Genomic DNA, 13,576 nt, shown 5'->3' with positions numbered 1-13,576 from the left:
CTATCAAGCTGACGCCGCGCCGCGGCATCGGTCCGCGCAATTTTCGCCAATCTGAACCCTTTTTTCAGCATTTAAGTTGCGCTGCACCTGCAAAGTGCTATCTATGCCGCAAGCGATACAAGGAAGCGATGCATGGCCCATGACGGACAAGACATGACCCTGACAAATGACACGATCCTGCCGGACCTGCTGACACTCACAGCGGCGGCGGTCGAACCTGCCAATGCCGTGCTGGAGCTTGCCAAAACGCGCCTTCGCGAGTTGGTCCAGCAGGACGGCCGCGTCTCTGCTGCGCTTATCGACGAACACCAGACGGCCGCACACGGGCTTGCCTGGCTCGCCACCTATGTCGAGTCGCTGCGACAGATGCAGGGCTGGGCCAAGCGCATGAACGAAAGCGGCACGTTCAGCGAAGTCGAGCAACTGATCCACCAGATCGCCTTCGGGGAATACCTCTGGCAGATTTACGGCGGCATCCAGATGAACCAAGGCGAGATCGTGCGCCTTCAGGATATCGGGCTCAGCCAGGAAGACGCACGCGTTCTTATGACGCCCGAAGTCATGCGCCTGACAGAGCAGGGCAACACCCAGAAGGCCCGTGTCCGCCTTGTCGAACTGATGCAGGAACGCAGCGCCGAACTGACGGTGGGGGCCTGCGGCCTTGACGAAGAACTGGGCATGATCCGAGAGCAATTCCGCCGCTTCTCTGTCGACAAGGTCGAACCCTTCGCGCACGAATGGCACCTCAAGGACGAACTGATCCCGATAGAGATCATCGACGAATTGGCCGAGATGGGGGTCTTTGGTCTGACGATCCCGGAAAACCTCGGCGGCTTCGGTCTCTCCAAGGCGTCGATGTGCGTTGTATCCGAAGAATTGTCGCGCGGCTATATCGGCGTCGGCTCGCTTGGTACGCGCTCTGAAATCGCCGCCGAACTGGTGATCGCGGGCGGCACGGACGAGCAACGCTCCCACTGGCTACCGCGCATCGCGTCCGGTGAAATTCTGCCCACCGCCGTCTTTACCGAACCCAATACCGGCTCCGACCTGGGTGCGCTGCGCACCAAGGGCGTGCAGGACGAAAACGGCGATTGGCTGCTCAACGGCAACAAGACCTGGATCACCCACGCCGCGCGCACCCATGTGATGACGGTGCTGGCCCGCACAGTACCCGATACCGACGATTACAAGGGTCTGTCGATGTTCATGGCCGAAAAGACACCCGGCACCGACGAGGCTCCTTGGCAGGATCCGGGCATTTCCGGCGGCGAGATCGAGGTTCTGGGTTATCGCGGCATGAAGGAATACACCGTCAACTTCGATGATTTCAAAGTGAAGGGCGAAAACCTTCTGGGCATGGAGCAGGGCAAGGGCTTCAAGCAATTGATGGAAACCTTTGAATCCGCCCGCATCCAGACCGCCGCGCGTGCCATCGGCGTGGCGCAATCGGCCTTGGACGAAGGCATGAGCTACGCGCAGGATCGCAAGCAATTCGGCAAGGCGCTCATCAACTTCCCGCGCGTCGCGTCCAAACTGGCGATGATGGCGGTCGAGATCATGGTGGCGCGTCAGCTCACCTATTTCTCGGCCCGCGAAAAGGACGAAGGCCGACGTTGCGACCTCGAAGCTGGCATGGCCAAGCTGCTGGGCGCCCGCGTGGCCTGGGCGGCCGCCGATAATGCGCTGCAAATTCACGGCGGCAACGGTTTCGCCCTGGAATACAAGATCAGCCGCATCCTGTGCGACGCGCGCATTCTCAATATCTTCGAAGGCGCTGCTGAGATTCAGGCACAGGTGATTGCGCGGCGCGTGCTGGGCTGACCCAAACCCCGACGCCGCCCTGAAGGCCTCGTTCGCCCACCGAACGGGGCCTTTTTCATGCGCCGCGACTGATCCACATCAAGGACCAACCGCACCTGAAATGGTCTTGCGATGCGAACTCATCCAAGGAGCACATCATGAGCTGGAAAGCCAAACTCGACGCCGCCAAAACGCAGCTGAAATCCCTCAACGCCGCCATTCCCGACACCTACGCCGCCTTCGGTGGTCTGGGCAAATCCGTCAAGAAAGACAGTGCGTTGTCGTTCAAGGAAAAGGAATATGTCGCGCTTGGCATCGCGGTCGCGACGAAATGCGAACCCTGCATCCTGTTTCACACCGAAGCGCTGATCCGCCTGGGAGCAACCCGCGAAGAGGTTTCCGACGTGCTCGCCACTTGCGTGCAGATGGGTGGCGGTCCAGGCCTGATGTACGCTGGCAAAGCGCTTGAGGTTTTCGACGAACTGTCGTCCTGAACCGTCCCGGCTTCTTCGGTTGGAAAATACCTCGGGGGGCTTGGGGGGCTGGCCCCCCAAACGTCACCCATCCGCGCGGATTGCCTCGTTCTTCGGATCATAGGGACTGTCCTCCACCACTTCGGCGTCCCAAAGCTCACCAAACATCCTGACCTGCAATTTCACCCCCGGAACCGCCAGGTCCGGTCGTAGATACCCCATGCCGATGCTCTTCCCGAACGCCACCGAGTAGCCGCCAGACGTCAAGCGGCCCACCCGCGTGTCACCGTCGTAAAGCGCCTCGCGGCCCCACGGATCGGCATCGTTCGGCCCGTCAATCAGCAAGGTGCAACATTTCGAGCGAATGCCGAGCGACTCCATCGCCTCCTTACCGTGGAAGCGCTTTGAGAGATCGACAAAGCGCGGCAGGTCCGCTTCCAGCGGCGTCGCATCGCGGCCAAGCTCGTTGCCAAAGGCACGGTAGGACTTTTCCTGCCGCAACCAGTTCTGAGCCCGTGCGCCGACCAGCTTCATGTCATGCTTGGCACCCGCGACCATCAACTGATCCCAAAGATACGCCTGCATCTCGATCGGATGATGCAATTCCCATCCCAATTCGCCTGTATAGGCCACCCGGATCGCCCGCACCGGGCACATCCCGAGTTCGATGTCGCGGCAACTCAGCCATGGAAAGCGCTTGTTGCCCAGCACTGTTGCGGGGTCCGCATCCTTGACGATCTCGCGCAAGACATCGCGCGATTTCGGACCGGCAATGGCAAACACGCCCCACTGCGTCGTCACATCCTGTATCTCGATATAGCCGAACTCCGCCGCCTTATCCTCGGCGGATTTGCGCAGGTAATCCGAATCGTAGGCCGTCCACGCTCCGGCGCTGACCAGGTAGTATTCGTCCTCGTCCAGCCGCACGATGGTGTATTCCGTGCGCGTCGTGCCGTGGTCGGTCAGCGCATAGGTCAGGTTGATCCGCCCCACTCTAGGCAACCTGTTGCAGGTGAACCAGTCGAGGAACGCCGTCGCACCCGGCCCCTTGACCACATGCTTGGTAAAGGCCGTCGCGTCGATCAGGCCAACGCCCTCGCGGATTGCCTTCGCCTCCTCGACCGCATGAGGCCACCATGCGCCGCGCCGGAACGACCGCGCGTCGTGATCAAAGGTCTCGGGCGCATCGAGCGGCCCGTAGTAATTCGGACGCTCCCACCCGTTCACGCAACCGAATTGCGCGCCGAGCGCCTTTTGCCTGTCGTACGCTGGCGCCGTACGAAGCGGACGGCAGGCGGGCCGCTCCTCATCGGGGTGGTGCAGGATGTAGACATGTTCATACGCCTCCTCGTTCTTGCGCGCGGCGTACTCGGTGGTCATCCAGGATCCGTAACGTTTGGGATCGAGCGACGCCATGTCGATCTCTGCCTCCCCCTCGACCATCAACTGCGCAAGGTAATATCCGGCACCGCCCGCCGCCGTGATGCCGAAGGAAAACCCTTCCGCAAGCCACATGTTGCGCAGTCCCGGAGCAGGCCCAAGCAGCGGGTTGCCGTCCGGCGTGTAACAGATCGGCCCGTTGAAATCGTCCTTCAGACCCACGGTTTCCGAGGTCGGAATGCGGTGGATCATGCTCATGTATTCCTCTTCGATCCGTTCCAGATCAAGCGGGAACAGATCAGCGCGGAAGCTGTCGGGCACGTTGTATTCAAACCGCGCGGGTGCGTTGCGCTCATAAGGGCCAAGGATCCAGCCGCCCCGCTCTTCGCGCACATACCACTTGGCGTCAGCGTCGCGCAGGACGGGGTGTTCGGGATTACCCGCCTTGCGCCAATCGACCAGCGCTGGATCGGGTTCAGTGACAATGTACTGATGTTCCACCGGAATCGCCGGAATCTTGAGGCCCAGCAGTTTCGCCGTGCGCTGCGCGTGGTTGCCGGTGGCGGTCACAACATGCTCGGCGTGGATCACCATCTGCTCGTCGGAGGGAACAAGGTTGCCCCCCTTTTCGACCATCTTGGTAACCGTCACGTCCCAATGATCGCCGGTCCAGTGGTAGGAATCCACCTGCCATTTTCGCTCGATCTTCACGCCGCGCTGCCGCGCGCCCTTGGCCATCGCCATTGTCACGTCGGCGGGGTTTATATAGCCATCCGTCGGATGAAAGATCGCGCCAACCAGATCGTCGGTACGCAGCAACGGATAGCGCTCCTTGATCTGGGCGGGCGTCAGCCACTCGAACGGCACGCCACATGTCTCGGCCGTGGACGCATAGAGCATATATTCGTCCATCCGCGCCGAGGATTGCGCCATGCGCAGGTTGCCTACCACCGAGAACCCCGCGTTCAGCCCGGTCTCCTCTTCAAGCGTCTTGTAGTATTTGATGGAATAGTCATGGATATGCGTCGTGGCATAGGACATGTTGAAATACGGAAGCAGCCCTGCGGCATGCCATGTGCTGCCACTGGTCAACTCATCGCGCTCCAGCAGCACGACGTCGTCCCATCCGGCGCCGGCCAGATGATAGGCGATCGAGGTGCCGACCGCACCGCCACCGACGACAAGTGCTTTTACATGGGTTTTCATCGGGGCAGACTCCGGCTTAGGTTACGTGCCGACTGTATGTCTCAAAAGCTCGCGCAACCTATGGCGTGTCCGACTCCTGATTGCATAAAACCGACAGAGCCTGACCGATTGTTTGGTGAAGCGAACGCCAGCTGCACCGCATCCAAGACCAGGCCAACGGGCTTGCTGGTTGCCGAAATCAGTGCGGCATTGCGGGCACGACCTGGATCGCTTGCGTGGTTGCATCTTGCGGGCTGCGGCGAATTCATGCTGGCAAAGCACGAACAAGCCCTTTCGCAGCCTCGCAACCACTCCTATAAGACCCTCGGCTTGCGCTCACAGAGTCGCGGGCCAAAGACTTATTTTCTAAGGCAGGGCGGTCATGTTGGGATTGGACAAACTATTGGGCATGTTTTCATCGGACATGGCCATTGACCTTGGGACAGCCAACACGCTGATCTACGTCAAAGGGCGCGGAGTGGTGCTCTCGGAACCTTCGGTGGTCGCCTACCATATCAAGGACGGGCAGAAAAAAGTGCTCGCGGTGGGCGAAGACGCCAAGCTGATGCTGGGCCGGACACCCGGTTCCATCGAGGCGATCCGACCGATGCGCGAAGGCGTGATTGCCGACTTCGACGTCGCCGAAGAGATGATCAAACACTTCATCCGCAAGGTGCATCGCCGCTCGACCTTTTCCAAGCCGAAGGTCATCGTCTGCGTTCCGCATGGCGCAACGCCGGTGGAAAAGCGCGCCATCCGGCAGTCGGTTCTGTCGGCAGGAGCGCGCAAGGCCGGCTTGATCGCCGAACCGATCGCTGCCGCCATCGGTGCGGGGATGCCGATCACCGACCCGACCGGCAACATGGTTGTCGATATCGGCGGCGGCACCACCGAAGTGGCGGTATTGAGCCTTGGCGACATCGTCTACGCCCGCTCGGTCCGCGTGGGGGGCGACCGGATGGACGAAGCGATCATCAACTATCTGCGCCGCCAGCAAAACCTTCTGGTCGGAGACTCAACAGCGGAGCGGATCAAAACCTCGATCGGCACCGCGCGCATGCCCGATGACGGGCGCGGCGCCTCGATGCAAATTCGAGGCCGCGACCTTTTGAACGGTGTGCCCAAGGAAACCGAAGTCAGTCAGGCGCAGATCGCCGAAGCCCTGTCCGAACCCGTGCAGCAGATTTGCGAAGCTGTCATGACCGCGCTGGAGGCCACGCCGCCCGATCTCGCGGCTGACATCGTTGATCGTGGTGTGATGCTGACCGGTGGCGGTGCGCTGTTGGGCGATCTCGATCTGGCATTGCGCGAACAGACCGGATTGGCGGTCTCGATTGCCGATGAGAGCCTGAACTGCGTTGCACTCGGCACCGGCAAGGCGCTGGAATACGAGAAGCAGCTGCGCCACGCGATTGACTACGACAGCTGATCCGACCACCCTTTTGTGGGGAAAGGGGATACTTGGCCAAGGACCGCACCAGCAGCGAAGCCTACACCACTCCGCTCAAGCGCTTGCTTTTGGCGGTTGTTGTGTTGTGCCTGCTGGGTTTGTTCTTTGTCTGGCGCATCGACAGCCCGCGCGTCGAAAGGTTTCGCGCCATGGTGATCGACACGGTGATCCCCAGCTTTGACTGGGCGATGGCCCCTGTCACGGCAGGCGTCAACATCGCGCGCGATTTTCAAAGCTACAACAGGATTTACGAACAGAACCAGGAATTACGCCGCGAGTTGCGACAGATGACCGCGTGGAAAGAAGCGGCGCTGCAACTTGAGCAAGAGAACGCCAAGCTGCGCGATCTGAACAACGTGCGGCTCGATCCACGGCTGACCTATATCACCGGCGTTGTGCTGGCCGACAGCGGGTCGCCATTCCGCCAATCCGTTCTCATCAATGTCGGCTCCCGTGACGGGATCGTCGACGGATGGGCTACGATGGACGGCACCGGGTTGGTGGGTCGCATCTCGGGTGTCGGGTCCAACACCAGCCGCGTCATCATGCTGACCGACGCCACAAGCCGCATTCCCGCGACGATCCAGCCCTCCGGCCAACGGGCACTGATTGTGGGCGACAATACCTCCGCGCCCCCCATCGACTTTCTCGAAGAGCCCGATCAGGTACGCCCCGGTGACCGGATCGTGACATCGGGCGACGGAGAGGTGTTTCCGCCCGGTCTGCTGATCGGGCAAGTGGCCCAAGACCCCGGTGGCCGCCTGCGCACCCGTCTGGCAGCGGATTACGAACGGCTCGAATTCCTGCGCGTGCTGCGGGATCACGGATCGCGGCGGGTGTCGAACCCCTCGGCTCTGATCCTTCCCGCAGTGCCACCGGGGCAAACCGCTATGCCGGTCGCCGAAACGCCGCCTGCGGACGCGGACGCGGACGCGGAAAGTATCGGCCAATGATGGATACCGGACTCTTGCGAATCTGGGGCATGCGGGCGCTGTTCGTGCTGATTGCGCTGGTCATCCTGTTCTTTCACCTTCTGCCGCTCGATCTCAGCCCGAGCCGCTGGGCCGCGCCTGACATTCTGGTCGCGATGACGTTCGCCTGGGCCGTGCGGCGCCCGGACTATGTGCCGATCCTCTTGATCGCGATCGTGATGCTCTTGGCCGATATGTTGCTACAGCGCCCGCCGGGCCTTTGGTCGGTTCTGGTTGTCTGTGCCGCCGAGTGGCTGAAATCGCGCGACCGGCGCGACCGGGAAACCACGTTCGTGCTGGAGTGGCTGACCTTCGCCGGTGTCCTCATTGTGATTACCGCCCTCTATCGCACGGTGATGATGGTGCTTATTCTGGCGCCGGGCACGCTGACGCTGAGCGTGATACAGGTGGCGGCGACGGTCGCGTTTTATCCAGTGGTCGTCGGTGTGTCCTATGTGCTGTTCGGCGTACGCCGTGCCGCACCGGGCGATGTGGACCGATTGGGACGGGCGATATGAGGCGTGCGCCAAAAGACACCGCGGAAAGCATCCGCAAAATCTCGCGTCGCGGGGTGATCCTTGGCGGTGCGCAACTGGCGTTTGCTGGGGCTTTGGGCCTGCGCATGCAGCACTTGCAGGTTGATCAAGCCGACGAATTTCGCCTTCTCGCCGAAGAAAACAGGATCAACATCCGGCTGATCCCCCCGAGCCGCGGCCAGATCTTTGATCGCAACGGTGTCATTCTCGCCGGAAATGCGCCGTCCTACCGCATCACGATGGTGCGCGAAGATGCAGGCAATGTGGATGACGTGATCGCGCGTCTGTCCTCGCTTGTGGAACTTGACGAAGTCGAATTGAACCGCGCCCTGCTTGAGATGCAGCGCAGCGCGCCGTTCCTGCCGGTCACGGTGGCTGAACGTGTATCCTGGCAAGACATCAGCCGTGTCGCCGTCAATGCCCCGGCCCTGCCCGGCGTCACGCCCGAGGTCGGCTTGTCGCGTGTCTATCCGCGGCGTGGCGATTTCGCACATGTGGTCGGTTATGTCGGCCCGGTCAGTGAGCGGGATCTGGCGCGCTATGACGCGCCCGATCCGGTTCTGCGCATCCCGCGATTCCAGATCGGCAAGGTCGGGATCGAGGCGCGGCACGAAGAAAAGCTGCGCGGTCGCGCCGGAGCCAAGCGCGTCGAGGTGAACGCCGTCGGCCGTGTCATGCGAGAGCTTGACCGCCGCGAAGGCACACCGGGTCTGGACATGCAGTTGACCGTCGACAGCAATTTGCAAAGCTACATCCAGGCGCGACTGGGCGAGGAAAGCGCGTCGGTCGTGGTGATGGACGTGACCAATGGCGATCTGCTGGGCATCGCGTCTTCGCCCTCATACGATCCCAACAAGTTCGTACGCGGCATTTCGGTGGCCGATTACAGCGTGCTTCGCGAAAACGACCACCGCCCGCTGGCATCGAAAACCGTGCAGGACGCGTATCCGCCCGGCTCGACCTTCAAGATGGTCACGGCACTTGCGGCGCTTGACGCCGGAGTGGTCGCGCCGGACGAAACCGTCTGGTGCCCCGGACACCTCAAGGTGGGCGGACGACGTTTTCACTGCTGGAAACGCGCGGGCCACGGCCACATGAACCTCGAGCAATCGCTGCGCGAAAGCTGTGACGTGTATTACTACGACCTCGCGCTCAAGGTCGGCATCGAACGCATTGCCGAAACCGCGCAGCGGCTCGGCCTCGGTCAGGCGTTCAGCATCGGCATGTCTGCTGTCACCGATGGCCTGATCCCCAACAAGGATTGGAAGCTGCGCGAACGCGGCAAGGCGTGGGTGATCGGCGATACGGTGAACGCTTCGATCGGCCAGGGTTTCGTGCTCAGCTCGCCGTTGCAGCAAGCGGTGATGACCGCGCGTCTGGCGACCGGAAGGTCAGTCACTCCACGCTTGGTGCGTCACATCGACGGCACCGATCAGGCGCTAGCGGGCGGCGACGATCTCGGCTTCAACGAGAACCACCTGCGCCAGATCCGACGTGCCATGTTCGCCGTCAGCAACAACCGGCGCGGCACGGCCTATCGCTCTCGCATCATCGAAGACGCCTACCGCATGGCCGGCAAGACCGGCACCAGCCAGGTCCGCAACATCACGCCTGCCGAGCGTGCGCGCGGCGTGACCCGCAACGAGGATCTGCCGTGGAACCGGCGCGACCATGCCTTGTTCGTGAATTACGCCCCCTATGAAGCGCCCCGGATTTCCGTGTCCGTCGTTGTCGAACACGGTGGCGGCGGATCTGCAGCGGCCGCTCCGATCGCCCGGGACATCACGTTGCAGGCACTTTATGGCGACACTCCCCCACTCGAGGCATACCCCTCTGGCGATCGGGAGCGCATTCAAAGCCAGCAGGATCGGTTGCAGAAGATCCTGCAAGCCAATCACCCGGACGGAAACAGCCGGGCATGAGTTATCTTGAATATACCGTCAAGACCGTTCCGGCGGGATGGCGCAAGATGTTGTTCATCAACTGGCCTCTGGTGGCCCTTCTGGCCGCGATTGCCGGTGTCGGTTTCCTGATGCTCTACTCGGTTGCTGGCGGGTCGATGACACCCTGGGCCGAACCGCAGATCAAACGCTTTGCGCTTGGCGTGGCGCTTATGTTCATCGTGGCGATGGTGCCGATCTGGTTCTGGCGCAACATGTCCGTCATGGCCTATCTCATCGCGCTGGGTTTGCTGGTCGCGGTCGAGTTCTTCGGCTCTGTCGGGATGGGCGCACAGCGCTGGATCGACCTTGGGTTCATGCGCCTGCAACCGTCCGAATTGATGAAAGTCGCCATGGTGATGGTGCTTGCGGCGTATTACGACTGGCTGCCGATGCGTAAAACCTCGCACCCGTTCTGGGTGCTCTTGCCGATCTTCATCATCCTGTTGCCCACCTTCATGGTGCTGACGCAACCCGATCTCGGCACCGCCATATTGCTCGTTGCCGGGGGCGGATTGATGATGTTTCTCGCCGGCGTACACTGGGCGTATTTCGCAACCGTGATCGCCGCAGGAACCGGCGGCATCTATGCCATCTTCCTAAGCCGTGGCACGGATTGGCAATTGCTCAAGGAATATCAGTTCCGCCGCATCGACACGTTCCTCGATCCGAGTTCAGACCCGCTTGGCGCGGGCTATCACATCACCCAAGCCAAGATTGCGATGGGATCGGGCGGCTGGACCGGGCGCGGTTTCATGCAAGGCACCCAATCGCGTCTGAATTTCTTGCCAGAGAAACACACGGATTTCATTTTCAACACACTGGCCGAGGAATTCGGGTTCATCGGCGGCATTTCACTGCTGCTGCTTTATGTTCTGATCCTGATCTTCTGCATCATCGCCGCCCTGCAAAACCGCGACCGCTACTCATCCCTGCTGATCCTCGGCATCGGCGTCACGTTCTTTTTGTACTTTGCCGTCAACATGTCGATGGTGATGGGCCTGGCCCCTGTCGTGGGTGTCCCTCTGCCTCTGGTGAGTTATGGCGGATCGGCGATGCTGGTCTTGATGATCGCGTTCGGCCTTGTACAAAGCGCTCATATCCACCGCGCGAGGTAATCCATGTCCGTCAACATTCTTTTCGCCGCCCACGCAACGCGTTGGGCGGACTACGAAACCCCGCTGCGCAACGCGCTGAACGATACCGGGCTGGACTATAGATTGGCGACCGACTTGCCGGCCGACAGCGTTGATTACATCATCTATGCGCCCAACTCCGAGGTTCAGGATTTCACGCCCTTCACCCGGCTGAAAGCGGTTCTGAACCTTTGGGCAGGCGTCGAAGACGCGGTTGGCAATCCGACCCTCACCGTGCCCTTTGCGCGCATGGTCGATGATGCCGGCCTGACGCAAGGTATGGTGGAGTGGGTCACGGGCCACGCGTTGCGACATCATCTTGGAATGGACGCACATATCGTCAATCCGGATCACCAATGGTCGGCCAAGGCGCCACCGGTTTCGGCCGATCGTCCGGTCGGAATACTGGGGCTGGGCGAACTTGGCACCGCCTGCGGACAGGCGCTCTCGCGGCTTGGCTTTCCGGTCACCGGATGGTCGCGCACCGCCAAATCCGTGGACGGGATCACGTGCCTGCACGGTGCGGACGGCCTGAGGGAAACCCTGCGCAATTCGCAGATCGTGATCCTGCTATTGCCGGACACACCTGCCACGCAAAATACGCTGAATGCTGAAACACTCGCGCTATTGCCGCACGGTGCGTTCGTCCTAAACCCCGGACGTGGGCCACTGATCGACGACAGCGCTCTGCTTGACGCGCTCGACAGCGGACAGGTGGCGCATGCAACGCTTGATGTGTTTCGCACCGAACCGTTGCCACGCGATCATCCGTTCTGGTCGCACCCAAGCGTCACGGTCACGCCGCACATCGCCTCGCAGACCCGCCCGCCGAGTGCGGCGCGCGCAGTGGTCGAGAACATCCGCCGCTCCGAGGCTGGCGAACCGCTGCTGCATCTTGTCGATCGCGACGCCGGATATTAACACCGCATCAATCACATTGGAGCCGCCACAATGACATTCGACCGTTCGGTTAAGATCGCCCCATCCATCCTCGCCTCCGACTTCGCCAATTTCGGTGCCGAGATCCAAGCGGTCGAAGCGCAGGGCGCGGACTGGATACACGTCGATGTCATGGACGGCCATTTTGTGCCCAACATCACGTTCGGTCCCGCGACCTGCGCCGCCATTCGGCCCCATATCAAGACGCTTATGGACGTTCACCTGATGATCGCGCCTGTCGATCCGTATATCGAGGCGTTCGCAGATGCAGGTGCCGACATCATCACCGCCCATGTCGAGGCCGGCCCCCATATCCACCGTACATTGCAAGCGATCCGGGCCAGCGGAGCCAAGGCAGGACTGGCGCTCAACCCCGGCACACCAGCCGAAGCGGCAGCGCCCCTGCTCGATCTGGTCGATATGATCTGCGTGATGACCGTGAACCCCGGCTTTGGCGGCCAGAGCTTCATTCACCCCTGTGTTCAGAAAGTCAGCGAGTTGCGAGAAATGATCGGGGATCGCGAGGTCCATATCGAAGTGGATGGCGGCGTCGATCCCAGAACCGCACCTTTGGTCGTCGCCGCAGGGGCCGACGTTCTGGTTGCCGGTTCGGCCGTCTTCAAAGGCGGGTCGGTCGAAAACCCTGCGCCCTATGGCGACAATATGCGCGCCATTCGCGAAGCTGTGAACTGAACTTTCCGGCGCGCCGGGCATTGACCTCATGAGACGAAACTCAGGAGGTTTTATGTCCGATCAAATGTCCCGCATCACATTGGCCCGCCGCCCCGAAGGCGCACCAGTGCAAGACGACTTCAAACTGGAAACCGGCGCTCTGCCTGAACCGGGCAAAGGCGAGGTGTTGATCGAGGTCACGCACCTGTCGCTCGACCCCTATATGCGGGGCCGCATGGACGACGCCAAGAGCTATGCAGAATCGCTCGAAATCGGCGACACCATGACCGGTCAGGGTGTAGGGCGCGTGTTGAAAAGCAACGCAGACGATTTTGCCGAAGGGGATACCGTCACCGGAATGACCGGCTGGGCCAGCCATGCAACGCTTCCAGCCAGTGTTTTGCGCAAACTTGACGGATCGGTTCCGGCATCCACCGCATTGGGCGTGCTTGGCATGCCGGGACTGACCGGTTGGGTCGGGTTGCACAAGTATGGCAATCCCAAAGCCGGCGAAACACTGGTTGTCGGTGCCGCCACCGGACCCGTCGGCTCTATGGTGGGACAACTCGCCAAGAGCCTGGGCCTGCGCACCGTGGCCATCGCCGGAGGAGAAGAAAAATGCCGCATCGCCACCGAGACGTTCGGGTTTGACGCCGCAATCGACCACCACGCGCATGACGACGCGAAATCCCTGCGCGCCGCGATTGCCGAAGCGGCCCCGGACGGTGTCGACATATATTGGGAGAACGTTGCGGGCCAGCTCATCGAGGCGGTTCTGCCGCTGATGAACGTGCACGGGCGCATACCGATTTGCGGCATGGTTGCGTGGTACGGCGGCGACAATATCGCCGAAGAAAACCAGCTTCCTGCGATGTGGCGCAGCATTCTTGTGAACCGACTACAGGTGACGGGTTTCATCATCTTCGACCACTGGGATGAGTTCCCCGAGTTCCTGGCCGATGTCGGCCCAAAGGTTGAGGCCGGCGAGATCTCCTATCTTGAAGACGTGGCCGAAGGCCTCGAAAATGCGCCGGAGGCGTTCATCGCAATGCTGAAAGGTGGCAATATGGGAAAGCAGGTCGTCAAGCTGTGAT

The 13,576-nt window shown here is 61.3% G+C and carries 11 protein-coding genes; 10 read left to right on the top strand and 1 reads right to left on the bottom strand.

Annotated elements, in window-relative coordinates; all coding sequences use genetic code 11:
- The first annotated feature begins 132 nt into the window (after positions 1-132).
- Positions 133-1,821 (top strand): acyl-CoA dehydrogenase family protein, encoded by a 1,689-nt coding sequence (locus ACGKZZ_RS03875; RefSeq protein ID WP_411222120.1) that lies wholly within the window; start codon positions 133-135, stop codon positions 1,819-1,821.
- A gap of 137 nt (positions 1,822-1,958) precedes the next feature.
- Positions 1,959-2,294 (top strand): carboxymuconolactone decarboxylase family protein, encoded by a 336-nt coding sequence (locus ACGKZZ_RS03870; protein WP_411222119.1) that lies wholly within the window; start codon positions 1,959-1,961, stop codon positions 2,292-2,294.
- Positions 2,295-2,357: 63 nt separating this feature from the next.
- Here the strand turns inward: ACGKZZ_RS03870 and ACGKZZ_RS03865 are convergent, their stop codons facing one another.
- Positions 2,358-4,859: a GcvT family protein gene (locus ACGKZZ_RS03865; RefSeq protein ID WP_411222118.1), complete on the bottom strand. Its 2,502-nt coding sequence runs from the start codon at positions 4,857-4,859 to the stop codon at positions 2,358-2,360.
- 361 nt (positions 4,860-5,220) lie between these two features.
- Between ACGKZZ_RS03865 and ACGKZZ_RS03860 the strand changes: the two genes are divergently transcribed.
- From ACGKZZ_RS03860 to ACGKZZ_RS03825, 8 genes are read left to right on the top strand one after another with little or no spacing between them, the layout of a single operon-like run.
- Complete coding sequence (locus tag ACGKZZ_RS03860) at positions 5,221-6,267, top strand: rod shape-determining protein (RefSeq protein WP_411222117.1); 1,047 nt, start codon at positions 5,221-5,223, stop codon at positions 6,265-6,267.
- 32 nt (positions 6,268-6,299) lie between these two features.
- Entirely contained in the window at positions 6,300-7,241 is a 942-nt protein-coding gene (mreC, locus tag ACGKZZ_RS03855; RefSeq protein ID WP_411222116.1) for a rod shape-determining protein MreC, read from the top strand.
- Complete coding sequence (locus tag ACGKZZ_RS03850) at positions 7,238-7,777, top strand: rod shape-determining protein MreD (protein ID WP_411222115.1); 540 nt, start codon at positions 7,238-7,240, stop codon at positions 7,775-7,777. Before mreC ends, ACGKZZ_RS03850 begins: the two co-directional genes overlap by 4 nt.
- On the top strand, positions 7,774-9,717 hold the full coding sequence (mrdA, locus tag ACGKZZ_RS03845) for a penicillin-binding protein 2 (protein ID WP_411222114.1): 1,944 nt from the start codon (positions 7,774-7,776) through the stop codon (positions 9,715-9,717). Before ACGKZZ_RS03850 ends, mrdA begins: the two co-directional genes overlap by 4 nt.
- A complete protein-coding gene (gene rodA, locus ACGKZZ_RS03840; protein ID WP_411222113.1) occupies positions 9,714-10,853 on the top strand; it encodes a rod shape-determining protein RodA in 1,140 nt (379 codons plus the stop codon). Before mrdA ends, rodA begins: the two co-directional genes overlap by 4 nt.
- Before the next feature lie 3 nt (positions 10,854-10,856).
- Positions 10,857-11,792: a 2-hydroxyacid dehydrogenase gene (locus ACGKZZ_RS03835; protein ID WP_411222111.1), complete on the top strand. Its 936-nt coding sequence runs from the start codon at positions 10,857-10,859 to the stop codon at positions 11,790-11,792.
- 30 nt (positions 11,793-11,822) lie between these two features.
- Entirely contained in the window at positions 11,823-12,503 is a 681-nt protein-coding gene (gene rpe, locus ACGKZZ_RS03830) for a ribulose-phosphate 3-epimerase (protein ID WP_411222110.1), read from the top strand.
- 52 nt (positions 12,504-12,555) lie between these two features.
- Positions 12,556-13,575, top strand: coding sequence for an NADP-dependent oxidoreductase (locus ACGKZZ_RS03825; RefSeq protein WP_411222109.1), 1,020 nt, complete (start codon positions 12,556-12,558; stop codon positions 13,573-13,575).
- Position 13,576 lies beyond the last annotated feature (1 nt).

This window comes from Marivita sp. S2033 (genome assembly GCF_046592965.1).
Taxonomy (GTDB): Bacteria; Pseudomonadota; Alphaproteobacteria; order Rhodobacterales; family Rhodobacteraceae; genus Marivita.
The sequence above is the reverse complement of the archived record's forward strand: the minus strand, read 5'-3'. Positions and strand labels throughout refer to the sequence as shown.

Excerpts from the sequence above, each read along its gene's own strand:
- ACGKZZ_RS03875 (WP_411222120.1), top strand. The coding sequence starts at position 133 with ATGGCCCATGACGGACAAGACATGACCCTGACAAATGACACGATCCTG.
- ACGKZZ_RS03870 (WP_411222119.1), top strand. The coding sequence starts at position 1,959 with ATGAGCTGGAAAGCCAAACTCGACGCCGCCAAAACGCAGCTGAAATCC.
- ACGKZZ_RS03865 (WP_411222118.1), bottom strand. The coding sequence starts at position 4,859 with ATGAAAACCCATGTAAAAGCACTTGTCGTCGGTGGCGGTGCGGTCGGC.
- ACGKZZ_RS03860 (WP_411222117.1), top strand. The coding sequence starts at position 5,221 with ATGTTGGGATTGGACAAACTATTGGGCATGTTTTCATCGGACATGGCC.
- ACGKZZ_RS03850 (WP_411222115.1), top strand. The coding sequence starts at position 7,238 with ATGATGGATACCGGACTCTTGCGAATCTGGGGCATGCGGGCGCTGTTC.
- mrdA (WP_411222114.1), top strand. The coding sequence starts at position 7,774 with ATGAGGCGTGCGCCAAAAGACACCGCGGAAAGCATCCGCAAAATCTCG.
- rodA (WP_411222113.1), top strand. The coding sequence starts at position 9,714 with ATGAGTTATCTTGAATATACCGTCAAGACCGTTCCGGCGGGATGGCGC.
- ACGKZZ_RS03835 (WP_411222111.1), top strand. The coding sequence starts at position 10,857 with ATGTCCGTCAACATTCTTTTCGCCGCCCACGCAACGCGTTGGGCGGAC.
- rpe (WP_411222110.1), top strand. The coding sequence starts at position 11,823 with ATGACATTCGACCGTTCGGTTAAGATCGCCCCATCCATCCTCGCCTCC.
- ACGKZZ_RS03825 (WP_411222109.1), top strand. The coding sequence starts at position 12,556 with ATGTCCGATCAAATGTCCCGCATCACATTGGCCCGCCGCCCCGAAGGC.